Consider the following 23,830-nt stretch of genomic DNA (forward strand, 5'->3'; position numbering starts at 1 on the left):
CAAAATCGACCCATCGAAGAACTACCAAAAAGCAATTTCCCGCCTGAACAGGTGACTCGTTAAAGACTAATGTCTCGGGACATCGTTCTACCGATGTCCCGAGACATTACAGGTAATTCCAGGCCACACCTGAACCCGATCCTGAACCGGTAGCCTTAAGGTATGAGTTCCGAACCAGAACGGCGTAACGTCACAATCCGCCGGGCACCGAAAATCATCCCGTTTTTGGTCATTGGTGCTCTTCTGGGACTCATAGCCGCCGGGATCATCGCGTTCACCGGCCCGGAAGGCGCGGATTTCAGCCGTGCAACGGTTCTGGGATTCTTCTCCGTCCTGTTGCTCATTCCCGGTCTGCTGCTGGGAGCCCTCGCTGCCCTGCTCTTCGACTGGATCAGCGTCCGCCGGAGCCGGAACGCCGTCGTCGAAAGCACCGAAGAGGAACGGGCCACGGAAAGCCTCTCCACCGACGACGAACCCGTCGATGAGGAGCAGGGCCCCGAACGCCCCCGCCCGTAACGCCTTCACCGGGTTAGAAAGCTGATGCCCAATCGTGAGACACTGGGAACGTGGCGCGCGGAGATGGAAAACTTACCCACGACTTATTACCCGGTGAAAAAGGCCCCCAGGATGCATGCGGGGTCTTTGGCGTATGGGCACCCGGAGAAGAAGTCGCAAAACTGGCTTACTACGGCCTCTATGCCTTGCAGCACCGCGGGCAGGAGTCCGCAGGCATAGCGACGAGCGACGGCTCCCGGATCAATGTCTACAAGGACATGGGCCTGGTTTCGCAGGTATTCAACGAGACGGTGCTGAACACGCTGCAGGGGCACATCGCCATCGGACACTGCCGCTATTCGACGACGGGCTCCTCCAACTGGGCCAACGCGCAGCCGACCCTCGGCGCCACCGCCGCCGGCACCGTGGCCCTGGCGCACAACGGAAACCTCACCAACTCCGCGGATCTCTACGATCTCGTGATCGAACGCCACGGAACTCCACGCAGCGGCGAAATGGCGCAGGGAAACACCTCCGATACTGCGCTCGTCACAGCACTGCTGGCCGGCGACGACGACCGTTCACTGGAGGCTACCGCGCTGGAAATTCTGCCCAAACTACAGGGCGCGTTCTGCTTCACCTTCATGGACGAGGGAACCCTCTACGCTGCCCGCGACCAGTATGGCGTGCGTCCCCTGGTCCTCGGCCGGCTCGACCGGGGCTGGGTGGTGGCCTCCGAGTCCTCCGCACTCGCCACCGTCGGTGCCAGCTTCATCCGCGAGATCGAGCCCGGCGAGTTCATCGCCATCGACGAGAACGGCGTCCGCACACAGCGATTCGCCGAGAAAACCCCCGCAGGCTGCGTCTTCGAGTACGTGTACCTTGCCCGGCCGGACGCTACGATCGCCGGCCGTTCGGTGTATGAATCCCGGGTGGAAATGGGACGGCAGCTCTCGCGGGAAAATGACGCGGACGCCGACGTCGTAATTCCGGTTCCCGAGTCCGGTACGCCTGCCGCTGTTGGTTTCGCCGAGGAATCAGGCATCCCGTTTGCCCACGGCTTCGTCAAGAACGCCTACGTCGGCCGTACCTTCATCCAGCCCAGCCAGACGCTGCGCCAGCTCGGCATCCGGCTCAAGCTGAATGCGCTCGAATCCGTCATCCGCGGCAAGCGGATCATCGTGGTGGATGACTCGATCGTACGCGGCAACACCCAGCGCGCCGTCGTGCGGATGCTCCGGGAAGCCGGTGCCGCCGAGGTGCATGTGAAAATCTCCTCCCCGCCGATCCGCTGGCCATGCTTCTACGGCATCGACTTTGCCTCCCGTGCGGAGCTGATCGCCAACGGCGCCGCCATCGACGAAATCGCCAAGTCCGTGGGTGCGGACAGTCTCGCCTACATCTCCGGCGACGGCATGATCGAAGCGACGATGCAGCCGCGCTCCACGCTGTGCACGGCCTGTTTCACCGGCGAATACCCAATCGAACTCCCTCCCGAAGAACGCCTGGGCAAGAATGTCCTGGAACGCGGTCCGAAGTCTGGCTGCGAGCCGGGTCCGGATTCGGAACTGAATTCCCTCCTTGAGGACACGGACAAGAACCGGAAAGAGCGAGTATGACCGAGTCCCCCCGACCTGCCTCGATCACCTATGCCGATTCCGGCGTCGATGTCGAGGCCGGTGACAAGGCCGTCGAGCTGATGAAGGAAGCGGTCAAGGCCACGCATGGACCCCAGGTTGTCGGCGGCGTCGGCGGGTTTGCCGGGCTCTACGACGTTTCCAAGCTGCTCACGTACCGGCAGCCTTTGCTGGCAACCTCCACCGACGGCGTCGGCACCAAGGTTGCCATCGCCCAGGCCATGGACGTGCACGACACCATCGGCTTTGACCTGGTCGGCATGGTCGTCGATGACATCGTGGTGGTCGGTGCCGAGCCGCTGTACATGACCGACTACATCGCCTGCGGCAAGGTGGTTCCAGAGCGGATCGCGGGTATCGTCCGCGGTATCGCCGCAGCCTGCGCCACCGCCGGAACTGCATTGGTCGGCGGGGAGACCGCGGAGCATCCCGGTCTGCTGGCCGAAAATGAGTACGACGTCGCCGGCGCCGCCACGGGCGTGGTGGAAGCCGATCGTCTGCTGGGGCCGGAGCGCGTGAAGGCAAGCGACGTCGTCATCGGACTGGCCTCGTCTGGGCTGCACTCCAACGGGTATTCTCTGGTCCGCCGGGTTATCAATGTCGCCGGCTGGACTCTTGACCGTCAGGTTTCCGACCTTGGCCGCACTCTTGGCGAGGAGCTCCTGGAGCCGACGCGGGTCTACGCCTCCGACTGCCTGGACCTCGCCCGGTATGAAGCCGCCGGAGTACACGGATTCAGCCACATTACCGGCGGCGGACTGGCGGCCAATCTGGCCCGCGTCCTGCCGTCCGGACTGGAGGCCACCGTGGACCGTTCCAGCTGGCAGCTGCCCGCCATCTTCCAGCTGGTTTCCGAACTGGGCCAGGTCCCGCTCGCGGATCTGGAGCGCACACTGAACCTCGGCGTCGGCATGGTTGCCATCGTCGACCCGTCCGGCGCAGACGCCGCCATCGCCCGCCTGACCGAACGCGGCATGCCCGCCTGGGTCATGGGCACGGTGGAGAAGACGGACACATCGCGGAGCACCGCCGGACCCGACTACACCCAGGGCGCCAAAGGCGTCGACGGCGGAGCGGTCCGGATGGTCAACAACTACGCCTGACCGGCCCGGTCCAGTGATCCACCCGGACTGAACTGGCCTTCGCGGGAATCACCTTCATGCAAACGAGACCGTAGTAGGTGCTCTTTCCAACTCTGGAAATAGCACCTACTGCGGTCTCGTTGCCTGGCGGGTCCAACTAAGCGGGCGCGTCCAACTAGCCGGGCGGGTCCAACTAGCCGGGCGCGTCCAACGGGCTAGGCGGCGGGTTCCTGCAGGATCCAGAAGACGGCCCCCTGCGGGTCGCTGAGCATTGCCATCCGGCCGATGCCCTCGACGTCGAACGGTTCAACGAGGACTTTCGCGCCTGACGCGCGCGCTGTGGCGATCCCGGCGTCCACGTCCGCAATCCCGAAGTAGACCTCCCACCGCGGCGTGGATTTCTCATCTTCCTGGTCGCGGAATCCCGCAACGTATTGGCCGCCGACCCGCAGCATCGTGAAGTTGCCATCCTCCATCGGAACTTCGGCCTTCTCGGCTCCCAGGACGTCGATGTAGAACGGCACCGCGTGCTCCCAGTTTCCGGCCGCAAGCTCATGCCAGACGAAGGAGCCAGGTTCATTGATCAGTTCCGCACCGGCCAGAGATTTGCCCTGCCAGAGCGTCAGCGGTGCACCGATCGAGTCTTCGATCAGCGCCATCCGGCCAAAGCCTTCCACGTCGTCGGCCCCCATCAGGACCCGGCCGCCGGCGGGGGCAACCTTTTCCACGACGGCATCGATGTCATCAACCGCGAAGTAGGTATTCCAAGCCGTGGTGATCCCGGCGTTGACGGCCTCTGTGGCCTGCGGAGCGATCGCGCCCACGGCAGAGCCGCCGACGGATGCCATGGAGTACACGTACTCGGGCGTCATCGGGTTGTCCTGATACTCCCAGCCGAAGAGTTCAGCGTAGAACCGCTTGGAAGCTTCCTGATCCGGTGATTGCAGGTCCACCCAGGCCGGTGCTCCCTGTGCGAACTTCTCGACTTTGGTCATTGCGCTCCTCTTCAGGTCTTTTGGAACAATCCAAACACGTTGTCTGCAGATTCGAAAGAGCGCGGCCATTGAGCCCCGCTTGCGGGGCAGCCACGCCCCGGTGAAGGCCACGATGGTTAAACACCTACTGCGGCACACCCCGGAAGTGGATGTACCGCAGTAGATATAAGTTCAGTGCCTGAACTTGTCAGCTTGAGACGCGCAACCGCCCGGAGCCCACAGAGGTCCGTGCTGATGAGGAGTCAGCCGATGCGGCGGGAAGGATCCCCGTCGTCGTCCTCATCGTCAAACTGATCCGCGTACTTGTCCTCATAGTCATCCCCGTCTTCTGAAAAACGGTCGGAATAACCATTCGAGGCGTGACGATTCGCACTGGCGAGCTCGCGCTGCAGTGCCGAATAGTCAGTGGACGGGCTGAAGTACTTAATGTCCCGTGCCTGCTTGGTAGCTTTTGCCTTTTGACGGCCGCGCCCCATGGCGTGACCCCCTCTGTACGTCGTTCCGGGTGCAGGCACTGGAGCAACCCAACGCGGCCCCCGGAGAATGTTCAATTTGTCGTATCTCTAGATTACATGCTTTCTTCGAAATCCGCGTCCTCGGGACCGGCCCCTCACGTTCAGTACGCGTAGAGCATAAGCGCTCGCTCAGACCGGCGCACCCCTGCAAGCCTTTGTCGATATTCGATAGAGTCATTCCAACGGGGTTTGCACCACCCCGGGGTCCGGAATCGCCGCAGCAGAGGGAGGGGTCTTCCATGAATGAAGCAGAAGACGCACAGTCGCACGATGCTGCCTTCGACGACGACGGTGTCATCGCGCCGGACCCGTCGGCTCCGGACCCCTCCGCTCCACCGGAGACCCTGATTGACGACGACGGACTCCTGACCGTCTCCCCCGATGAACTGGAGCTGCCTACTCCGACACTGGCCGAGCCTGTCATCAGCCCGGACGTCGCTGCGGAGGCGTCGCTTCACGAAGTCAATGCGGAGGCCGAGGCCGTAGAGCAGGAAGTGGAACAGGCCGGTACGTTGGCCGGCGGGCGGCTGTCAAAATCGGCCAGGGATAAAGAAGCCGTTTCGCAGAAAATCCAGGCCGCCGCCTCGAAGGCCCGGGCGGAAGTCACCGACGAGCAGGAACCATGAGCGAAAACAACGACGAGCGCGACCCAAAGGAGAATGAGTACCCCTCCTCTCCCGGGGCCGATGAGACGCCGCAGGAGCCGGCGAGCGGCGAAGCCTCGGACGCTCCCGAGCCTGAGGCCGAACCCCACTCCTATCCCTCCACTCCAGACGAAGACGGCAAGGACGAGAATAACGACGACGGCCACCGGGGTACCGGCGAAGGCCCGGGCGCCGCGAAGGCCTCCGAACCGCACCAACGCGACCACGGTGGAAGCCTCAACGCCCCACCGGCTCCCACCCGGCCGCCGGCAAGCGCCGGAACCATCCAGCCACCGCCCAATCCCGGAGCGGAACAGCCACCGTCCGAAGACTGGCCCGATGATCCACCTTCCTATCCGGGGACAGAGCGGCCATCAAGCCTCTGGGCGGATCACTCATCATCCGGTTCGAACACGAACCAGGAAGAGCACGTCACCTATCTGCCGCCCGCGGATTGGCAGGGAGCACCGTTCGGCCAGCAGCCGCCGACGCGTCCCCGCCGGAAATCGTCGAAGGCTCCCCTGCTCCTCGGAATCGGCATCGCTGCGGCCCTCGTCGTCGGCATCATCCTGCTCATCACGGCCCTGACCGGTACCCGGGACACTGGCGCGCAGCCCAACGCCGGCAGTAACGGAATTATCGCCGAGGACGTTTCACCGTTCGATTTCGAAGAGGGCCAGTGCTTCACGGAGTTCGCGGACGCGACCCAGCCAGCCACCGTCGTGACCTGTGAAACCCCGCACCAAGCCCAGCTGGTCAATACCTTCAGCTATGAGGACGACGCCGGGTTCCCAGGGGAAGATGCCCTCGCCGATCGTGCGAGCGAACTGTGCCGCAACACCGAGCTCTCCCAGGAAGCCAACCAGTACGAGGAACGGCTGCGGCAGCAAACGGCGTACCCCCAGCCCGAATCATGGGAGGCCGGGGATCGCCGGGTGGACTGCTTCATCCGCATTACCAGCGGCCAGATTACCGGCTCGCTAATCGATTAGCCGCCGGACCGCACCGGTTCTCCCGCGGTCACCGTCAGGGTATCCTCGGCGTCGTCCTTGTCGACCACGACCGTGGCGCCGTCCGGAATTTCACCGGCCAGGATGCCCCGGGCCAGCCGGTCGCCGATCTCGCGCTGCACCAGCCGGCGCAGCGGACGCGCCCCGTATGCCGGGTCATAACCGGTCAATGCCAGCCACTCCCGCGCTGCATCCGTCACATCCAGCGTGAGGCGGCGCTCCTGCAGCCGCACGGCCAGCGCCTGCACGGCGAGGTCGACTATCTGCGACAGCTCATCCAGGCTCAGGGCGTCGAACATGATGACGTCGTCGAGCCGGTTGAGGAATTCCGGTTTGAAGGAAGCATTCACCACATTCATCACGGCGTCGCGCTTCTCCCGGTCCTCGAGCTGCGGATCAACCAGGAACTGCGATCCGAGGTTGGAGGTCAGGACCAGGATGACGTTGCGGAAGTCCACGGTGCGGCCCTGGCCATCGGTGAGGCGGCCGTCGTCGAGCACCTGCAGCAGGATGTCGAACACCTCGGGATGCGCTTTTTCCACCTCGTCGAGCAGCACCACACTGTAAGGCCGGCGGCGGACAGACTCGGTCAGCTGGCCGCCCTCCTCGTAACCAACGTAGCCCGGAGGGGCACCAACCAGGCGGGAGACCGAATGCTTCTCCGAGTACTCGCTCATGTCGATCCGGACCATGGCCCGCTCGTCGTCGAAGAGGAAGTCAGCCAACGCCTTCGCCAGCTCGGTTTTGCCGACACCGGTCGGTCCGAGGAACAGGAACGAACCCGTGGGCCGGTCCGGGTCCGAAATTCCCGCCCGGGCACGGCGCACCGCATCCGAAACGGAGGCAACCGCCTTGGTCTGTCCGATCAACCGGGCGCCGAGCAACTGCTCCATCTGCAACAGTTTCCCGGTTTCGCCCTGCAGCATCCGCCCGGCTGGAATGCCGGTCCACGCGGAAATCACCTCGGCAATATCGTCCGCCGTCACGTCCTCGGACACCATCAGATCCAGGGGCTGGCCGACGTTTTCCTCCTGCTCCTGGGCAGTATTCAAATCGCGTTCGACGGCGGGAATCTCGCCATAGAGCAGCCGGGAGGCTATCTCCAGGTCGCCGTCGCGCTGGGCCTTGTCCGCCTGTGAGCGAAGCTCGTCCAGCTTCGCCTTCAAATCGCCGACCCGGTTCAGGCCGGCGCGCTCGGCTTCCCAACGTGCGGTCAGGGCGGCCAGCTGTTCCTTCCGGTCAGCCATGTCCGCACGCAATGACTCCAGCCGTTCAACCGAGGCCGGATCCGACTCCCCGCTCAACGCCAGCTCCTCCATCGTCAACCGGTCCACGGTGCGCTGCAGTTCGTCGATTTCCTCCGGTGCAGAGTCGATCTCCATCCGGAGCCGGGACGCTGCCTCGTCGACCAGGTCGATGGCCTTGTCCGGCAGCTGCCGGCCGCTGATGTACCGGTTGGACAGGGTTGCGGCCGCCACCAGAGCGGAGTCGGCGATCGCCACTTTGTGGTGCGCCTCGTACCGTTCCTTCAACCCGCGCAGGATGCCGATTGTGTCGGCCACGGAAGGTTCACCGACAAAGACCTGCTGGAAACGGCGCTCCAGCGCGGCATCCTTCTCGATCCGCTCACGGTATTCATCCAGCGTGGTCGCACCGATCAGCCGCAGTTCGCCGCGGGCCAGCATCGGCTTGAGCATATTGCCGGCGTCCATCGCGCCCTCGGAACCACCTGCGCCGACGACGGTATGCAGCTCATCGATGAACGTCACCACCTGGCCTGCGGCGCTCTTAATCTCCTCGAGCACAGCCTTGAGCCGCTCCTCGAACTCGCCGCGGTACTTCGCGCCGGCGACCATCGCCGATAGGTCGAGGCTGATCAGCGTCTTGCCGCGCAGCGATTCGGGAACGTCCCCCGCCACAATCCGCTGGGCCAGGCCTTCGACGACGGCGGTTTTGCCCACGCCGGGTTCGCCGATCAGCACTGGGTTGTTTTTGGTCCGCCGGCTGAGCACCTGGACCACGCGGCGGATTTCCGCGTCCCGGCCGATTACGGGATCGAGCTTGCCGGAGCGGGCGATCCCGGTCAGGTCGACGCCGAACTTCTCGAGGGCCTGGAAGGTGTTTTCCGGGTCCGGGGTGTCAACCTTGCGGTCACCACGAAGCCCCGGCAAGGCAGCCTTCAGTGCTTCGTGCCCCGCCCCCGCATCGCGCAACAGGCGTCCGACGGCGGTGTTGTCGGCGGCCAGCGCGAGCAGCAGGTGCTCGGTGGAGATGTAGGTGTCGCCCAACTGGTCCGCTTCCTGCTGCGCCATCTTGATGACCTGCAGGATTCCACGCGAGTATTCGGCCTGGGCCACGGAAGTACCGGACGAGGCCGGCAGCGCCTTGATGGCGGAACTGGCCTGTACGCTGACCACATCCGGATCCAGCCCGGCGGCCTTGAGCAGCGCGACAGCAACGCCCTCACGCTGGTCCATCAACGCTTTCAACAGATGGGCAGGCTCGACCTGCGGATTACCAGCCGTCGAGGCATTCATCGCCGCCGCGGACAAAGCCGCCTGGCTCTTCGTGGTGAATTTAGTATCCAAGCTGGACTCCCCTTACCGATCCTTCAATTCTTTCTGCATGCGCTCATACTACTAAGCTAACTTGAGTCTACTGCACTCAAGTATTGAAGTACAGTGCTGCATCGTTACCAAGAGCGCCCTAATTGAGGCCAAAGATTGTCTTTTCAAGCCTATGAAACGCGCCGTTGCCGCCCCATACTTGAAGGTACACAAAAATACCGGTCGAGCTCCGGCTCCTGACTGTCGATTGGACAGAAATGGTTGTTTTGGCCCGCTCTAAACAACCATTAGTGACCAATCGATGGAAGGAACAGCATGAATATCAGTAAAGGCGTTCTCAGTATTATTTTTGCGGCCGCTTTGGTGGGGGTTACTGGCTGTGGAGGTACCACAGAAGAGCCTGCTCCGGAGCCTGAATCGTCGTCGAGCGCGCCCGCCGGGGAGTCCCCGGCCGGGGAGCCGGAGGATGGTTCCGCCGAAGAGGTGGTGATCACCGTGGAGAACTTCGAATACATCGGTCCTGAATCCGTCAGTCCAGGCGCAACGATCACCATTATCAACAAGGACAGCGCACCGCACACGGTGACCTCCGAGGAGGACGGCGTCTTCGATGTCGTCTTCGAAGGCGGGGAAACCGTCACCTTCACCGCCCCTGAAGAGCCGGGCGAGTACCCCTATATCTGCACATACCATCCCAATATGGCAGGAACTCTGGTGGTGAAATGATGCGCACTCCAACAGCTGCCCGAAGCAGGAAGGCCCGCAGCCGGCACGCACCTATGATGCTCGTGCTGCGAATCGTCATCGCCGCCGCACTCGTGGTCGACGCCGTGGTCCATCTGCAATTGGCTCCCGGCTACCAGCAAGCAGCGCCCGGCGGTATCGGGCAGGGAACGCTGTTCGTGATCCAGTCGATCGTCGCGATCCTGATCGCGGTCTACGTCCTGGTCCGCGGCAGCAAGCTCTCCTACGCCCTTGCCGCGATGATCGCGTTCGCCGCGCTATTCGCCGTCATCCTTTACCGCTATGTGGATGTACCGGCGATCGGGCCCATGCCGGCGATGTACGAGCCGATCTGGTACTTCGAGAAGACTTTGACGGCGGTGGCCGAAGCAATCGCCGGCATTCTGGCCGTCATCGGTTTCACCATGGTGGGACGACGGCGGCGCTAAACGCTGGGAAGGCGGCGTAACTCCCGACGGCGGGGCAAACGACGGCGGCGCTAAAGAACCGCGAGCGCCACTCCGACGCCGACAAACAACGTTCCGAACGTGCGGTTCATGGCCCGTTGCCCGCGCTGGCTCTGCGTGAACCGTTGAAACTGGCGCGCGCAGGCGGCAAAGACGAACAGCATGATGGCGATGTCGACAACGACTACCGTCACACCGAGGACCGCGTATTGGGGCAGGAGCTCCTCGGCTGGGCGGATAAACTGCGGCATGAATGCCAGAAAGAAGACGATCGCTTTCGGATTGAGCAAATTCACCCAGAGACCGCGGACCAGAAGTGAGCGCGCACCCTCCTGGAGCCGCTCCAACACTTCCTCACCGCTTCGCGCGGGCACGCTCAGGAACTTCCGGACGCCGAGATAGATCAGATATGCAGCACCGGAATAGCGGATCACATCAAAGGCCACTGGTGAACTGGCGACCAGGAGTCCCAGCCCGGCCGCTACGATGGCGATATGGATCAGCAACGCCAACTGCTGCCCGAGGATTCCCCAGATGGAACGCCGGATTCCGACGTTGAGGGTGTTGCTCATCGTGTTGATGGCGCCGGCTCCGGGAGTCAGGCTGATCATCGATTGGGCGCCAAGAAGCGCCATCCAAACAGTGGGGTTCACCGGCCTAGTATAGGGGTCATCATCGCTGCACGGCGATGCCGTAGGCTCAACTGGTGTAGATCGCGTAATACGAAGTTGGAGGGCTGCGCATCGTGGGCATAATCAGGCGATTCATTACCGGTACGGCGGTGGCTGCGCTGGCGGCATCACTGACCAGTTGCGCCGACGACGGCCCGCCTCCCGAACCGGCCGCCGACAAACTCGCCACCGGTCTCTCCAAGCTGGATATATCCTCCGTTCCGTTTGCCCAGGCGTCCGGGGCCGCCCCCAACAAGGCTCTGCAGCGCATTACCGCCGGGATGGACCCGCTCGCCCCGGAAGTCACCGTCGCCGGCGTCGAAATCAATGAAGAGAACGACGACGCTGCGACCGCCGAACTCAAGTACACCTGGGACATCGAGGGGCCAAAGGATTGGTCCTATACCAGCAACGCGGAGATGACCCGTGGCGAAGAGGGCCAGTGGCTCGTCTCCTGGGCTCCCGACGTCGTCGTTCCCGAACTCAAACCCGGTGAAACCCTGGCCATGCGCTCCACGCCTGGCGAACGGGCACAGATCCTCGGCGCCGGCGGTGAAGTTCTGGTCACTGACCGCCCCGTGATCCGGATCGGTATCGACAAGAGCCGGATCGGGGCCGGCCAATTGGCTGATTCCGCCGCCGCCATCGCCAACCTGGTGGGGGTCGACGCCGGCAGTTACGTTTCACTGGTGGAGTCGGCCGGTGAGGCTGCGTTCGTCGAGGCGTTGACCATCCGCGACGATGCCGACCGGACCATCACGGACGGGGAAATCGATGCGATTGAAGGGGCGCGTGGGATCGAGGACACCATGTCCCTTGCACCGACGCGGGAGTTTGCGCGGCCGGTCCTCGGGACGGTCGGGCCGGCCACCGCAGAGTTGATCGAAGCCTCGGACGGGGCGTTGGAGGCCGGGGATGTCACTGGGTTGTCCGGTCTGCAGCAGATCCACGATGAGCAGCTCAGCGGCAAACCCGGAATCACCGTACTGGTCCAGCCGGCAACAGAACCCTCCGGGGAACAGGTTTCCGGGGAAGGCGCCGAAGCAGCTCCTGCGCAACCGAGAACGCTCTTCGAGACGCAGCCCAGGCCGGGCGACCCACTGAAAACGACGCTCAACCGGGAGCTGCAGGCGCTGGCCGAAGACGTGCTCACCGCCGAGGAGTCGGCGAGCGCGATCGTGGCGATCCAACCCTCCACCGGCGAAATACTGACAACGGCCACCGGACCGGGAAGCAATGGTTTGGCGACGGGGATGCTCGGGCAGTATCCGCCCGGTTCCACTTTCAAGGTCGCCACGTCGCTGGGTTTGATCCGGCAGGGCATGACTCCGCAGTCCACCGTTTCCTGCACGGAAAACGTCACCGTCGACGGCGCCCAGTACAGCAACGCGCCGACCTATCCGCAGAGCGCTCTGGGCCAGATCCCGCTGAAGCAAGCGATCGAGCATTCCTGCAATACGGCCTTTCTCGCCGAGAGCGACACGCTGCCGCAGGGCGAACTTGCGGATGCGGCGGCGGCGCTGGGAATCGGCGTCGAAACCGAGCTGGGCTTTCCTGCCTTCCTCGGCAATGTTCCCACCGAGGCGGAGGGCACGGCCCATGCCGCGTCGATGATCGGCCAGGGCCAGGTGCTGGTTTCCCCGCTGGCGCTGGCCACGATGGGTGCTTCCGTCGGCGAGGGCGACAGGGTTACCCCGAAACTACTGGCCAGCGGCCCGGGCGCGGACGCCGGTCCGGATTCCGGTTCGGAATCCACCGGCGGAACAGGCGGCGGCGCGTCCGCCTCCCCGGAGGAAGGCAGTGCGGAGGCGGCCACCGACGTCAAACCCGTCACCGAAGAAGAGGCAGCCATGCTGCGTGACATGATGCGCGCCGTGGTGACCGAAGGCGGCGCCTCCATGCTGCTGGATATTCCCGGCGAACCCGTCATCGCCAAGACCGGTACCGCGGAATTTGGAACCGAAACACCCCCGCGTACGCATGCCTGGATGGTGGCGGTCCAGGGCGACCTGGCCGTTGCCGTGTTCGTGGAGGAAGGCGAGTATGGTTCCACCTCCGGCGGTCCATTGATGGAGGCGTTCCTCGCCGGTGCCGCGGACATCGTCGGCAAACCATGACGTGGCGGGCAGCCGCTTCCTGCGCATGAACACCTCCGACGCGCCACGGACGCGCACCTCAGACCCGCCGCAGCCGCACATCTCAGCCGCGCCGCACACCTCAGTGGCACCGCAGCCGCACACCATCCGCACGGTGGACAATGCCGGCGCGCGGCTGGCCGTTTTCGAATACGGTGCGCGGGCGGACAGCGACCGTCCGGTGCTCCTGCTCGTGCACGGCTTTCCGGACGACCACCGGGTCTTTGAGCCGCTGATCGCCGAACTCGGGGACGAGTACCGGATCCTGGCCTACGACACCCGCAACGCGGGCCAATCCACTACTGCCGACGCCCGGTTGGACCGGTTCCGGATGCAGCGGCTTGTGGAGGACATGTTCGCCGTGATCGCCTCCGCCAATGCCGGACCTGTGCACGTCTTCGGCCACGACTGGGGTTCAATCCAGGCCTGGCACGCATCCGAACACCCTTCGGCCACTCGCTATCTTGCCTCCCTGATGTCGGTCTCAGGGCCTAACCTGAACCACCTGCGGCAGTGGATCAGGCTGCGCCGGCGCCGGCCCTCCGCCTGGCCGGTCCTTGTACGGCAAATGACCCGTTCCTGGTACGTATCGCTGTTCCAAGTGCCGGTGCTGCCCGAATTGCTCTGGAAACTTTCGCCCCGCAAAACCCACCCGGTTATCCGCGGCCGCACCGTCACCCGGGAGTTCATCCTTGGGCTGGCACTGTACCGGGCGAACATCCTTCCCTACATGGCACGTGGGCCGCAGCCGCGCTGCCAAGTGCCGGCCGCCGTCGTCGTACCCCTGCGCGACGTCGCCCTATTGCCCGCTTTGGTCGACGGCGTCGGCCAGTGGGTACCGCGTTTCCAGCGGATGGAGGTCGACGCCGGACACTGGTGGCCGTTCACGCATCCCCGGGACTGCGCCGCCCGGATCCGGAACTGGACCGCGCTGTGGGACAGAACCGGCCCGGACTATGAGTAAGGCTGAGCCGGCCTTGGAGGAGACGGCATGACGACGAAGCTGGTCATCATGGCGGACACCCATCTGCCTAAACGGGCGAAAATTCTACCTGCCGGACTATGGCAGGCAGTGGACGCGGCCGACGTCGTCATCCATGCCGGGGACTGGGTGGAAGCCGCGCTCCTCGACGAACTGGCAAAGCGGTCCAAACGGTTGATCGCCTGCTATGGGAACAACGACGGTCCGGAATTCCACGACCGGTTACCCCTGATCGCGGAGACCGGAATCGAGGACCTCCGGCTGGCTGTCATTCACGAAACGGGCGCCAAGCAGGGACGCGAGGCGCGGATGGATAAGCAATTCCCCGGGGTGGACGTTGTGGTGTTCGGCCACAGCCACATCCCATGGGACACAATCACGCCGAACGGCCTGCGCCTGCTCAACCCCGGCTCCCCGACCGACCGCCGGCGCCAGCCGCACTGCACCTATATGACTGCCACGGTCGACGGCGGCAACCTCACCGTGGAGCTGCACCGCCTGTAGGCTCGGCGCAATCGCGGCAGTCCAGCCCACTATTCAGCTACCCAAAGTGGGCCCTGCCTGTTCTGGCCCACTGGGAGCAGTCGAATAGTGGGCTGGCCGACACGTAAGTTATTCGCGGCCCTGGGATACCCAGTTCGGGTCCGCGGACCGTTCGCCGACCGCCATCGCCGCCGCTGAGGCCAGTTCGGCCAGGTGTGCATCCGTCAGAACGGTGGAAAGCGCGCCGATGTTTTCCTCGATCCGGGCAGGCTTGCGCGTCCCCGGAATCGGCACCACCCCAAGCCCGAACCGCTCCCCCTGCACCAGCAGCCAGGCCAAGGCGACCTGTGCCGGCGTCGCACCCACATCGGCCGCAACGGATTGGACAACTTCCACCACGCGCGAATTCGCGTCCACGGCCCCGGTGGCGAACCTCGGAATGTTGTGCCGGAAGTCGTTCTTGCCCAGGCTTGCGGCGCTCACCGTCCCAGTCAGGAAACCGCGGCCCAGCGGCGAGTACGGCACAAACCCGACGCCAAGTCCGGCCGCGGCGGGCACGACGTGCTGCTCGACATCCCGGCTCCAGATTGACCATTCGCTCTGCACCGCCGCTATCGGATGCACCGCGTGAGCGGCCCGCAACTCGTCGGCCGTGACCTCCGACAGACCCAGGTGCCGGACCTTGCCCTCAGTCACGAGCCGGGACATCGCCCCGACGGTCTCCTCGATCGGCACGGTCAGGTCACGGCGGTGCAGGTAGTAAAGGTCGATGACGTCAGTTCCGAGCCGCCGCAGGCTTGCCTCGGCGGATTCGCGGACATAGCCGGCGTCGCCGCGGGTGCCGGTGTAGCCCTCCGCAGGCGTGCCCATGATGCCGAACTTGGTCGCTATCGTGACCTCGTCCCGGCGGTTCGCCAGCATCCGGCCGATCAATTCCTCATTGCTGCCGCCGCCGTAGACGTTTGCCGTGTCGATGAAACTGACACCGGCGTCGACCGCGTAATTCAACGTGGCAAGCGCCTCCGAGGGCTCGACCTCGCCGTAAACGGGGGTCAATGCCATGCCGCCGAGTCCAAGACCGCTGACGCTCAGCCCATCGCCGAGAGCTGTATGCGATAGTTCCATTTCCTGCCCCTTCCGATGTATCAAGGCGCCGCACTCCGTGGCGTGAATGATACCGATTCTGCGCGCGTGTATTAGAAAGAGAGTATGCCCGGATCCATGCCTTCGTTGCCACACGGCCAGAAGTCTCCTGGCCGTGCCGGGCTACATAGTACGGCGTTCAGGTTGCTTCTGGCCGCCACCATCACCTGCTTCTCCGGTTACACCCTGCTGCTTGCGACGGTTCCGCTCTGGGCAACGCGCGGAGGGGCCGGGGAATTCGGAGCCGGAGCCACCACGGCTTCGTTTATGCTTACAACGGTCCTGACCCAGGTCGCCATGCCTTGGCTGCTGGCTCACGGTGGCTATCGCTGGACTTTCGCGGCCGGAGCTCTCCTGCTCGGACTTCCCACTCCCCTGCTGCTGCTCAGTGCCGACCTTGTTCCGGTGATCGCCATTTCCGCGGTGCGGGGAATCGGGTTCGGGATGGTGACGGTCGTCGGCGCCGCATTGTCTGCACGACTTGTGCCGGCCCAACACTTGGGCCGTGCCGCCGCGTATTACGGAGTCGCGGTGGGGATTCCCAACCTGGTCCTCCTTTCCCTCGGTGTCTGGATGGCGCTTAACCTGGGCTTCGACGTCGTCTTCTGGATCGCCACCCTCACGCCGCTGATCGGCGCAGTTGCAGCCGCGGCGCTCTGGCACGCCGGCGGTGACGGAGCGCAGGCCGGCGGTGACGGAGCGCAGGCCGGAGCCCAAACCGGGGTGCCGGACGGAGCGACGCAGAAGCCCACCCCACGGACCTCCACCGCCGCCGTCTGGCTGGCATTGATCGCACCGCTGCTCATCATGTTGGCCCTCGCCCTCGCCTCAAGCGCCATCGTCACCTTCCTCGCCATCCCGCTCAGCTCGGTGCCACTGCTGGCGACGACGGCGCTGCTCGGCTATGGCGCATTGACCGTGGCGGGGCGGTGGGTCGCCGGCAACGTCAGCGACAGGTCCGGGCGCCCGGTCCTGATCCTGCCCAGCATCATCACGGCCGCGGCCGGCATGGTCCTGGTTGCGGCAGCCCTCTGGTCGGCGACTGCCAGTTGGTCCGGTCCCGGAGTCCTGGGCGCAATCCTCATCGTGCTCGGCTCGACCATGTTCGGGGCCGCTTTCGGAGCAGCGCAAAACGACACCGTCGTGGCCATGTTCCGCCGCGCCGGTCCGGAAGGCTATGGCACTGCCAGCTCAGTGTGGAACATCGGTTACGACGCCGGCACTGGAGCCGGCGCCCTGGGCTTGGGTATCATCGCGCAAACGCTGGGTTACGGCCCCGCCTTCGCTGTTACCGCCGTCGCTGTCGCCGCCTGCCTTCCGGCCGCAACCCGCCTCAGCCGAAGCCCGCGCACGCAGACCCGGTCCGCCGTCGTAGACTGAGCAATATTTTTCCATCAGATCCTGCAGACCGGAGCACGGGCACATGACCGAAGAACGCCGTCGCGAACTGGGAGACAGTAATGAGCCCGTCGAAGACGAATTGGCCCGCTCGTTCGACGTGATCGTGCGCGAAGGCGCCGAACGGCTCGAGCGTACATTCCGCGGTATGTTCATTACCGGTTTCTTCGGCGGTTTGGAGATCGGTGTTGGAGTGATGGCTTATCTGGCTGTCCTGCATGAGACGCATAATCACCTTCTGGCGGGTTTGGCATTCAGCATCGGTCTCATTGCGCTGCTGTTGGCCAAAAGTGAGTTGTTCACCGAAGACTTCCTGGTACCCATCACCGCAGTCGCGGCCCGGGCAGCCAGCGTTCCACAGCTGCTCAAGCTCTGGAGCGGAACCCTCGCGGCCAACCTGCTGGGGGGCTGGATCTTCATGTGGATCGTGATGCAGGCATTCCCGGAGTGGACCGGAACCATCACTACCTCCGCCAAGCATTTCATCGACGCACCGTTCGACCTGCAGACAATCTGCCTGGCGATCCTGGGCGGCAGCACGATCACGCTGATGACCCGGATGCAGCACGGCACTGAGTCGGTTCCGGCCAAGATCGTCGCGGCGGTCGCCGGCGGACTGCTGCTGTCCGGGCTCCAGCTGTTCCACTCAATCCTGGACTCGCTGCTGATCTTCGGCGCCATCCAGGCCGGGGCGGACATCGGCTACCTGCAGTGGCTGGGATGGTTCGGCTATACCCTGCTGTTCAACATCCTTGGCGGACTGCTGCTGGTAACCTCGCTGCGTTTGGTCCGGACCAAAGAACTGATCCAGAAACGACGCCGGGAATCACCCCGGAATCCGGACGCTCCGCACGGTGAAAAACACGAACGCGGCGAATGAGACCCGCGCCTAGCGGCGGATTGGCTGCACAAACGGGCGCGACGTCGGCACGATTTCCTTGCCAAGCGGCATCAGCGACACGGGGATCATCTTGATGTTGGCGATTGCCAGCGGGATGCCGATAATCGTGATCGCCTGGGCAACCGCCGTCACGACGTGGCCGATCGCGATCCAGATTCCGGCCACGACGACCCAAACAATGTTGCCGAGCGTGGACATAAAGTAGGTCCGCCCGCCGCGGTCGACGACGGTCCGGCCGAAGGGCCACAGGGCGTAGGCGCCAACCCGGAATGAGGCGATGCCAAACGGAATGGTGACGATAAGCACGCAGCAGATCACGCCGGCCAGGAAGTATCCCAGTGCCAACCAGATGCCGCCAAGCAGAAGCCAGATGATGTTCAGAATCGCGTTCATGCTTCCATTCTCTCCGATGAGTTGCGGGCCCGGCTATCGGGGTAATCCCCCAGCGACCACTGAAAGTGCTGGCGGTGTGGGTCGCTCTTCGACACAATGGACAGGTGACTGACTATTCAGAGCGTCCGACTTGGTATGTCAACGCCGCTGCCCGCGAATTCAGGACCGAACCCGCGCCGGCCGAGGTCCTCGATTTCCACCGCAGCCTGCCTGGTTACGAGGTGACCGCGCTGCGGGAATCACCCGGACTGGCCGACAGTCTCGGCGTCGGTCAAGTGTTCGTGAAGGAAGAAGCCCGGCGATTCGGCCTTCCGGCCTTCAAAATGGTCGGTGCCTCCTGGGCCATCCACAAAGCATTGGCGGAGCGGACTGAAGACCCCGACTTCGACTGGACCTTCGAGGATCTGGCGGAACGCTTCGGCGGTTCCGGTGGCCTCAAACTGGTGTGCGCAACGGACGGCAACCACGGCCGCGCCGTCGCCCACACCGCCAAGCTGCTCGATCTTGCAGCGCACGTATTCGTCCCGGCCGAAATCGGCCAGCGGGCCAAGGAAGGCATCCTCAGCGAAGGCGCGGAACTCACAGAGGTCAATGCTCCCTACGATGATGTGGTCATCCAGGCTACTGCGGCGGCGGATTCCGACCCGGACGCGATGATGGTCCAGGACACCGCCTGGGAGGGCTATGAGCGGATTCCCGGATGGATCGTCGAGGGGTATTCGACCATTTTCCGGGAACTGGATGCGCAGCTTGCGGAGGCCGGGCTTGAAGGTCCTGACGTCGTCGTAACGCCATGCGGGGTCGGTTCGCTGATCCAGGCTACGGCGGCGCATTACCGCGGCAACGACCGGGACTCAACCACGGTCCAACCTTCGCTGCTGAGCGTCGAACCGGTGGAAGCGGCCTGCCTGCTGGAGTCCCTGAAAGCAAACCGTCCGGTCGCGGTCCAGACCGGGCGCACCCGGATGGCGGGGCTCAATTGCGGCAAGGTTTCCACCATCGCCTGGCCCGTCCTGCACGGTGGCATTGACGCAGCCGTATCGATTACCGAGGACGAGGATCTGGCGGCCGTCGAGGAGCTTGAGGGCCTGGGCATCGATTCCGGACCGTGTGGCGCGGCCTCTCTGGCCGGGCTGGAGACCGCGTTCGCCGATCCGGCAGTCCGGGAAGGCATGGGCGTCACTGCGCAATCCGTCGTCGTTCTGCTCAGCACGGAAAGCCGCGAAGCCAACCCCGTCGAAGGCTGACGGACGCAAAACTGCCCGGGCCCGCCATCGACGGCGGCCCTGTCCAGCATGAACGCGGGGATAACGCGACGGTTCGTTCGGCTCAGGAGTAGAACTCCCGCGAATGAGCACAGAATGGACGGTTTTGGCCGGTTTCTACTCCCGGCGCGAACATTCCTACTCAAACCAGCCATTATTCACGGCGCAAAACTGCCCGGGCCCGCTCGTGAAGAGCAGACCCGGGCAGTTTTATACGCATGGCGGGCTGAACCCGGGCGACTGTGCCTTAGCTGGCGCGGCGCGCGTTGGAAGCCGGTGCGCTGGCCCGGCGCGAACCGGAACGCTTACCGGCCGACGGACGCCCGGTGCCGGCTGGAGCCTGGCCGCGGTTGCCCGGATTGTGTGCGCTGGACGCGTTCGCCCGGCCTCCGGAATTGGCAGGCTTCGATCCGCCCTGGCGTGCTCCGCCGGAACCACCGGGGCTCACGACGTGTCCGCGCTCGGCAGACCGCTGGCCGCCGGAACTTGTCCGCTCGCCCGCAGTACGGCCGGAACGCTCGCCCGCAGGACGCCCGGACCGGTTGCCTCGTGCGCCGCCACTGCGGCCACCGCTTCCCGCCTCGGGAGCGACCTTGCCGCGTCCGCCGGAACCACCACGGCCGCCGGCACGCCGGGCGCGCTTGCGCTCGGCATTGGCCCCCGTGGACTGTCCGGAGTACTTCTGTACGCTCTGCGCAGCAAGTTCGCGGGCACGGACGGCGGGGTCGACCGTTTCAGCCTTCTCCCCCACCAGCTTGCCGACCAGGGGCGAGTTCGGCGTGACGTTCTCAAACGCCACGTCCACTCCGGCCGCCTTCATCAGCTTCTTCACATCGTTCTTCTGCTCCGGCAGCGTCAGTGTGACAACGACGCCGTCGGACCCGGCACGCGCGGTCCGGCCGGAACGGTGCAGGTAGGCCTTGTGCTCGGTGGGCGGGTCCACGTGGATGACGAGCTCGACGTCGTCCACGTGCACACCGCGGGCTGCGACGTCGGTGGCAACCAGAACGCGGACGTCACCGCTGGAGAACTCGGCCAAGTTCCGGTCACGGGCGTTCTGTGAGAGGTTGCCGTGCAGGTCGACCGCCGGAATACCGGCCGTCGTGAGCTGCTTGGCCATCTTGCGGGCCTGGTGCTTGGTCCGCATGAACAGCAGCCTGCGGCCCTTGCCGGCGGCGAGCTCCTGGATCAGCTTCTTCTTCTCGGTCTGGTCCCGGATCATCAGCACGTGGTGCTCCATCGTGGTGACCGCTGCCTGCGGGTCGTCGACGGAGTGCGTCAGCTGGTTGGACAGGTAGCGCGCAACGATCTTGTCGACGCCGTTATCCAGTGTGGCCGAGAAGAGCATCCGCTGGCCCTGGGCAGGGGTCTTGTCCAGCAGGCGCTTCACCACCGGCAGGAAGCCGAGGTCCGCCATGTGGTCGGCCTCGTCCAGCACGGTGATCTCAACCGACTCAAGAGTAATGATCTTCTGGTTCATCAGGTCTTCGAGCCGGCCGGGGCAGGCAATGACAATGTCGACGCCGGCACGCAGCGCCTTTTCCTGGCGCTGCTGGGAGACGCCGCCATAAATCACCGTCGTCGTCAGGCCAAGCTCATTGGCCAGCGGCTCAATTGTCTTGTTGATCTGTGTTGCCAGCTCGCGCGTCGGCGCCAGGACCAGGCCGAGCGGTCGGCCGGGCTTGCGGCGGTAGGCCGCTTCGGCGTCGGCCAGGCGGGATACCAGCGGCAGCGCAAAGGCGAGGGTTTTACCCGATCCGGTGCGGCCGCGGCCCAGGACATCGCGTCCGCCGAGGGTGTCCGGCAGGGTCTTGACCTGGATGGGAAAGGGCTCCTCGATGCCTTGTCCGGCAAGAAGGGCGTTCAGCGGCTTGGGCACACCAAGGGCAGAGAAAGTAGTCATGAAATGCAAAAGTCTTTCGGTCGTTGTCCCGTCGCTGCCGGTTGGCGCGCGGGTCCGCCGAAGAAATATGAAGAGTCGCACCCGGCATATCTATCAATGCGTTTCCAATGGCATATTCGACTGGGATCAGCCAACCATGAGGAACTTCCGCGGGGTGGAGCACAGCGCTGGGGCGCTGAAATCGCTAAGGATTGTCGTCAGATTCATCGACGCAGGTCCGCATTGCTGCGGAACAAGTATCCCGAGTCTATCAGTGCCTGGCGGCCTGCCCGCATTTGGAGACGCGCATCACAGCGGGACCAGCGGCTATTCTGGAGGGCGATGAGTACTGAACCAATGCCCGACGACGATACGCCCCGGGGCAATCCGCAGCCCAACTTCCGCACCAAGCCTGTCTCTTTCGTGCGCCGCGGTGCCCGGCTCAGCGCTGGCCGGCAGAAGGCGTGGGATACCTACCGGGACGAGTTCGTGATCGACGTGCCGCGGCATATCGCTGATACGTCGGTCGATCCGGATTACGTGTTCGACGCCGGGACAGCCTTTGGCCGCGAAGCTCCCCTGATTGTGGAGATTGGCCCGGGCGTCGGCGAAGCCGTCGTCGAAGCCGCCAAGGAGCATCCGGAGCAGAATTTCCTCGCCATCGAGGTTTACACACCGGGCATCGCCCAGACCCTGATGCAGATTGGCCGGCACGGGCTCAACAACATCCGCCTGATCCAGGCAAACGCGCCGGAGGTCCTGGAGACGACCCTGCCGCGCGAATCGGTTGATGAACTCTGGGTGTTCTTCCCTGATCCGTGGCACAAGGCCAGGCACCATAAGCGGCGTATGGTCTCACCCCATTTTGCCGAACTGGCCGCGCGGGTGCTGAAGCCCGGCGGGCTGTGGCGGCTGGCTACAGACTGGGCCGACTATGCGGAGGTCATGCGCGAGGTGGGCGACGGCGCCGGAGGTTTCACGAATGTGCACGCCGGCGAACGAACCAGTGCCGAAGACCCGGCCGGCGGGTGGGCGCCGCGCTTCGAAGGCCGGGCCTTGACCGGTTTTGAAAAGAAAGCTGGCGAAGCCGGCCGGAACATCCACGACCTGACCTACAGGCGGACCTCCGGCCCCGGAGCCTGATCAGCGGCGTCAATATCGACCGTCACTGAGGCGACCTGTCCCTGCCCGGCGCCGCCGACGCTCACGCCCGCTATCTGCTCCGGCTTCGTTGACGTTGCCCCGGTCAATCGGACGACACCACCATCAGTGGCGCTCCAGGTTGCGACTTCTTCGACCGCTCCATCGCTGTTGGTGATCCATAAGGTCAATTCACCGCTGGTTGGCAGGTCCTCGCCGTCGAGCACAATCTCTGTGCCCCATTGCTTGTGCACCAGGTTGACTTCGACGACGGCGCCGGATTCGCCCGACATCGTGAACTGGTCCACGGTCTGCTCCGGCGTGTTGACGATCGGGCCGAGCATGATTCCCACTGCAAAGAAGGCCGCGGCCGCCGCAGCGACCAGGATGCCCGCCCGCCGTCGTTCCTGCCTCCGGCGCCGCGCAATCTTGTCCATCAAGCCGACGACGGCACGCATCTCGTGTTCTCCCCGCGCCTGCTTGCTGCCGGTGTTCAGGGTGGAGTCCGCCTCGGTGGAGTCCAGCGTATCCAGCAGGGCAGGCAGCCGATTGAGATTCTCATATTCAACCCGGCAGTCGGTGCACTCCCTGAGATGGTCCTCCAGCACCTCCCGTTCCGTGGGCTCGAGACCGCCCAGGACATAGACGCCGATCGATTGTTGGATGTCGTCATGGTCAGGTTTCATGACTTCACCCCCATACCGCTTAACGCTTCCCGCAACTCCCGGAGTCCATAGTAAGCACGGGACTTTACCGTTCCGACAGGGATTTGCAGCAGCTCCGCGGTCTGCGCAACGGTGAGGCCCCGGTAGTGCAGCGCGACAATTACGCCCCGGTGTTCAGGACTCAAACTGCCCAGCGCTTCCTCCACTGTCAGCTTCAAAAGGAGCTGGTCGACGCCGTCGCCGTAAGAACTGTCGTCAAGGTGGTCCGGTCCTGCTTCCACCGGCCGGTGCGTGCGGCGGCGGTAGTTGTCGATGATGACGTTGCGTGCGGTCCGGAAGAGGTATCCGCGCATATTCGTCGTCTGTTCAGGGGCATGCTGCCAGACCCGCAGAATTGACTCCTGGACAATGTCTTCGGCCTGGTCGGGATTCGATGTCGCCGAAGCCGCAAAGCGCCGAAGCGCCGGGCCATGCTCCCGGTATAAGCGCATAACCGCCTCACTGTCCATGGACATTAGGCCGTCCTCGCCCCCAAACCGCACTGTCCGCGGCCGGTACCTATTACGACGTGCGCACGCTCCGGCAGGTTCATCACAATTTTCGGCTCCTCGTTGAACCATTCTGCACTGAAATAGCG

23 protein-coding genes are annotated in these 23,830 nt (G+C 64.3%); 14 read left to right on the forward strand and 9 right to left on the reverse strand.

The genetic code is table 11. The annotated features are described in order from the left end of the window. The first annotated feature begins 162 nt into the window (after positions 1-162). The 3 genes from ACX80B_RS16495 to purM are packed head-to-tail and all read left to right on the forward strand — an operon-like array spanning position 163 to position 3,235. The gene (locus ACX80B_RS16495; protein ID WP_459298149.1) at positions 163-516 is read left to right on the forward strand and encodes a hypothetical protein; all 354 of its coding nucleotides are present in this window, start codon (positions 163-165) and stop codon (positions 514-516) included. Positions 517-566: 50 nt separating this feature from the next. Then, on the forward strand, positions 567-2,114 hold the full coding sequence (gene purF, locus ACX80B_RS16500) for an amidophosphoribosyltransferase (RefSeq protein ID WP_459298151.1): 1,548 nt from the start codon (positions 567-569) through the stop codon (positions 2,112-2,114). Further along, positions 2,111-3,235 carry a phosphoribosylformylglycinamidine cyclo-ligase gene (purM, locus tag ACX80B_RS16505; protein WP_459298153.1) on the forward strand — a complete coding sequence of 375 codons (1,125 nt, stop codon included), beginning with the start codon at positions 2,111-2,113 and terminating at the stop codon, positions 3,233-3,235. Before purF ends, purM begins: the two co-directional genes overlap by 4 nt. Before the next feature lie 194 nt (positions 3,236-3,429). Here the strand turns inward: purM and ACX80B_RS16510 are convergent, their stop codons facing one another. Together ACX80B_RS16510 and ACX80B_RS16515 are read right to left on the reverse strand one after the other, a co-directional pair. Next, positions 3,430-4,209 (reverse strand): VOC family protein, encoded by a 780-nt coding sequence (locus ACX80B_RS16510; protein ID WP_459298155.1) that lies wholly within the window; start codon positions 4,207-4,209, stop codon positions 3,430-3,432. Positions 4,210-4,451: 242 nt separating this feature from the next. Further along, positions 4,452-4,685, reverse strand: coding sequence for a DUF3073 domain-containing protein (locus ACX80B_RS16515; protein ID WP_459298157.1), 234 nt, complete (start codon positions 4,683-4,685; stop codon positions 4,452-4,454). 278 nt (positions 4,686-4,963) lie between these two features. On the opposite strand from ACX80B_RS16515, the gene ACX80B_RS16520 reads away from it, so the two are divergent. Then, a complete protein-coding gene (locus tag ACX80B_RS16520; RefSeq protein WP_459298159.1) occupies positions 4,964-5,350 on the forward strand; it encodes a hypothetical protein in 387 nt (128 codons plus the stop codon). Then, complete coding sequence (locus tag ACX80B_RS16525) at positions 5,347-6,360, forward strand: septum formation family protein (RefSeq protein WP_459298161.1); 1,014 nt, start codon at positions 5,347-5,349, stop codon at positions 6,358-6,360. Before ACX80B_RS16520 ends, ACX80B_RS16525 begins: the two co-directional genes overlap by 4 nt. Here ACX80B_RS16525 and clpB read toward each other — a convergent pair. Further along, positions 6,357-8,966, reverse strand: coding sequence for an ATP-dependent chaperone ClpB (gene clpB / locus ACX80B_RS16530; RefSeq protein WP_459298163.1), 2,610 nt, complete (start codon positions 8,964-8,966; stop codon positions 6,357-6,359). The two genes, ACX80B_RS16525 and clpB, sit on opposite strands and share 4 nt — an antisense overlap. Before the next feature lie 294 nt (positions 8,967-9,260). On the opposite strand from clpB, the gene ACX80B_RS16535 reads away from it, so the two are divergent. Together ACX80B_RS16535 and ACX80B_RS16540 are read left to right on the forward strand one after the other, a co-directional pair. Further along, positions 9,261-9,671: a cupredoxin domain-containing protein gene (locus ACX80B_RS16535; protein WP_459298165.1), complete on the forward strand. Its 411-nt coding sequence runs from the start codon at positions 9,261-9,263 to the stop codon at positions 9,669-9,671. Further along, entirely contained in the window at positions 9,668-10,117 is a 450-nt protein-coding gene (locus ACX80B_RS16540; RefSeq protein WP_459298167.1) for a hypothetical protein, read from the forward strand. Before ACX80B_RS16535 ends, ACX80B_RS16540 begins: the two co-directional genes overlap by 4 nt. 50 nt (positions 10,118-10,167) lie before the next feature. Here ACX80B_RS16540 and ACX80B_RS16545 read toward each other — a convergent pair whose 3' ends face one another. Continuing rightward, positions 10,168-10,788 (reverse strand): LysE family transporter, encoded by a 621-nt coding sequence (locus ACX80B_RS16545; RefSeq protein WP_459298169.1) that lies wholly within the window; start codon positions 10,786-10,788, stop codon positions 10,168-10,170. Between the two features lie 92 nt (positions 10,789-10,880). Between ACX80B_RS16545 and ACX80B_RS16550 the strand changes: the two genes are divergently transcribed. From ACX80B_RS16550 to ACX80B_RS16560, 3 genes are read left to right on the forward strand one after another with little or no spacing between them, the layout of a single operon-like run. Next, the gene (locus ACX80B_RS16550) at positions 10,881-12,923 is read left to right on the forward strand and encodes a penicillin-binding transpeptidase domain-containing protein (protein WP_459298171.1); all 2,043 of its coding nucleotides are present in this window, start codon (positions 10,881-10,883) and stop codon (positions 12,921-12,923) included. Between the two features lie 25 nt (positions 12,924-12,948). Continuing rightward, positions 12,949-13,905 (forward strand): alpha/beta fold hydrolase, encoded by a 957-nt coding sequence (locus tag ACX80B_RS16555; protein WP_459298173.1) that lies wholly within the window; start codon positions 12,949-12,951, stop codon positions 13,903-13,905. 27 nt (positions 13,906-13,932) lie between these two features. Continuing rightward, positions 13,933-14,427: a metallophosphoesterase family protein gene (locus tag ACX80B_RS16560; RefSeq protein WP_459298175.1), complete on the forward strand. Its 495-nt coding sequence runs from the start codon at positions 13,933-13,935 to the stop codon at positions 14,425-14,427. A gap of 108 nt (positions 14,428-14,535) precedes the next feature. Here ACX80B_RS16560 and ACX80B_RS16565 read toward each other — a convergent pair whose 3' ends face one another. After that, positions 14,536-15,531 (reverse strand): aldo/keto reductase, encoded by a 996-nt coding sequence (locus tag ACX80B_RS16565; RefSeq protein ID WP_459298177.1) that lies wholly within the window; start codon positions 15,529-15,531, stop codon positions 14,536-14,538. 84 nt (positions 15,532-15,615) lie between these two features. Here ACX80B_RS16565 and ACX80B_RS16570 point away from each other — a divergent pair, with 84 nt between their 5' ends. Both ACX80B_RS16570 and ACX80B_RS16575 read left to right on the forward strand, forming a co-directional pair. Then, positions 15,616-16,929, forward strand: coding sequence for an MFS transporter (locus ACX80B_RS16570; RefSeq protein WP_459298179.1), 1,314 nt, complete (start codon positions 15,616-15,618; stop codon positions 16,927-16,929). A 43-nt stretch (positions 16,930-16,972) separates the two neighbouring features. Then, complete coding sequence (locus ACX80B_RS16575) at positions 16,973-17,827, forward strand: formate/nitrite transporter family protein (RefSeq protein WP_459298181.1); 855 nt, start codon at positions 16,973-16,975, stop codon at positions 17,825-17,827. Positions 17,828-17,836: 9 nt separating this feature from the next. Here the strand turns inward: ACX80B_RS16575 and ACX80B_RS16580 are convergent, their stop codons facing one another. Continuing rightward, a complete protein-coding gene (locus ACX80B_RS16580; RefSeq protein ID WP_459298183.1) occupies positions 17,837-18,241 on the reverse strand; it encodes a YccF domain-containing protein in 405 nt (134 codons plus the stop codon). Between the two features lie 104 nt (positions 18,242-18,345). On the opposite strand from ACX80B_RS16580, the gene ACX80B_RS16585 reads away from it, so the two are divergent. Next, positions 18,346-19,488 carry a diaminopropionate ammonia-lyase gene (locus ACX80B_RS16585; RefSeq protein WP_459298185.1) on the forward strand — a complete coding sequence of 381 codons (1,143 nt, stop codon included), beginning with the start codon at positions 18,346-18,348 and terminating at the stop codon, positions 19,486-19,488. A gap of 265 nt (positions 19,489-19,753) precedes the next feature. On the opposite strand, the gene ACX80B_RS16590 is transcribed toward ACX80B_RS16585, so the two are convergent. Next, on the reverse strand, positions 19,754-21,409 hold the full coding sequence (locus ACX80B_RS16590) for a DEAD/DEAH box helicase (protein WP_459298187.1): 1,656 nt from the start codon (positions 21,407-21,409) through the stop codon (positions 19,754-19,756). A 321-nt stretch (positions 21,410-21,730) separates the two neighbouring features. Here ACX80B_RS16590 and trmB point away from each other — a divergent pair, with 321 nt between their 5' ends. After that, positions 21,731-22,531 (forward strand): tRNA (guanosine(46)-N7)-methyltransferase TrmB, encoded by an 801-nt coding sequence (gene trmB, locus ACX80B_RS16595; protein WP_459298189.1) that lies wholly within the window; start codon positions 21,731-21,733, stop codon positions 22,529-22,531. Here the strand turns inward: trmB and ACX80B_RS16600 are convergent. Together ACX80B_RS16600 and ACX80B_RS16605 are read right to left on the reverse strand one after the other, a co-directional pair. Next, positions 22,501-23,214 carry a zf-HC2 domain-containing protein gene (locus ACX80B_RS16600; RefSeq protein ID WP_459298191.1) on the reverse strand — a complete coding sequence of 238 codons (714 nt, stop codon included), beginning with the start codon at positions 23,212-23,214 and terminating at the stop codon, positions 22,501-22,503. The genes trmB and ACX80B_RS16600 overlap by 31 nt on opposite strands. Beyond that, positions 23,211-23,708, reverse strand: a complete 498-nt coding sequence (locus ACX80B_RS16605) for a sigma-70 family RNA polymerase sigma factor (protein WP_459298193.1) — start codon at positions 23,706-23,708, stop codon at positions 23,211-23,213. The genes ACX80B_RS16600 and ACX80B_RS16605 overlap by 4 nt, the downstream gene beginning before the upstream one ends. Between the last annotated feature and the right edge of the window lie 122 nt (positions 23,709-23,830).

The organism is Arthrobacter monumenti, assembly GCF_054511255.1.

Bases quoted from the DNA above. Each gene is read 5' to 3' on its own strand.
- ACX80B_RS16495 (WP_459298149.1), top strand. From the start codon at position 163: ATGAGTTCCGAACCAGAACGGCGTAACGTCACAATCCGCCGGGCACCG.
- purM (WP_459298153.1), top strand. From the start codon at position 2,111: ATGACCGAGTCCCCCCGACCTGCCTCGATCACCTATGCCGATTCCGGC.
- ACX80B_RS16510 (WP_459298155.1), bottom strand. From the start codon at position 4,209: ATGACCAAAGTCGAGAAGTTCGCACAGGGAGCACCGGCCTGGGTGGAC.
- ACX80B_RS16515 (WP_459298157.1), bottom strand. From the start codon at position 4,685: ATGGGGCGCGGCCGTCAAAAGGCAAAAGCTACCAAGCAGGCACGGGAC.
- ACX80B_RS16520 (WP_459298159.1), top strand. From the start codon at position 4,964: ATGAATGAAGCAGAAGACGCACAGTCGCACGATGCTGCCTTCGACGAC.
- ACX80B_RS16525 (WP_459298161.1), top strand. From the start codon at position 5,347: ATGAGCGAAAACAACGACGAGCGCGACCCAAAGGAGAATGAGTACCCC.
- ACX80B_RS16535 (WP_459298165.1), top strand. From the start codon at position 9,261: ATGAATATCAGTAAAGGCGTTCTCAGTATTATTTTTGCGGCCGCTTTG.
- ACX80B_RS16540 (WP_459298167.1), top strand. From the start codon at position 9,668: ATGATGCGCACTCCAACAGCTGCCCGAAGCAGGAAGGCCCGCAGCCGG.
- ACX80B_RS16555 (WP_459298173.1), top strand. From the start codon at position 12,949: ATGAACACCTCCGACGCGCCACGGACGCGCACCTCAGACCCGCCGCAG.
- ACX80B_RS16560 (WP_459298175.1), top strand. From the start codon at position 13,933: ATGACGACGAAGCTGGTCATCATGGCGGACACCCATCTGCCTAAACGG.
- ACX80B_RS16565 (WP_459298177.1), bottom strand. From the start codon at position 15,531: ATGGAACTATCGCATACAGCTCTCGGCGATGGGCTGAGCGTCAGCGGT.
- ACX80B_RS16570 (WP_459298179.1), top strand. From the start codon at position 15,616: ATGCCCGGATCCATGCCTTCGTTGCCACACGGCCAGAAGTCTCCTGGC.
- ACX80B_RS16575 (WP_459298181.1), top strand. From the start codon at position 16,973: ATGACCGAAGAACGCCGTCGCGAACTGGGAGACAGTAATGAGCCCGTC.
- ACX80B_RS16580 (WP_459298183.1), bottom strand. From the start codon at position 18,241: ATGAACGCGATTCTGAACATCATCTGGCTTCTGCTTGGCGGCATCTGG.
- ACX80B_RS16590 (WP_459298187.1), bottom strand. From the start codon at position 21,409: ATGACTACTTTCTCTGCCCTTGGTGTGCCCAAGCCGCTGAACGCCCTT.
- trmB (WP_459298189.1), top strand. From the start codon at position 21,731: ATGAGTACTGAACCAATGCCCGACGACGATACGCCCCGGGGCAATCCG.
- ACX80B_RS16600 (WP_459298191.1), bottom strand. From the start codon at position 23,214: ATGAAACCTGACCATGACGACATCCAACAATCGATCGGCGTCTATGTC.
- ACX80B_RS16605 (WP_459298193.1), bottom strand. From the start codon at position 23,708: ATGTCCATGGACAGTGAGGCGGTTATGCGCTTATACCGGGAGCATGGC.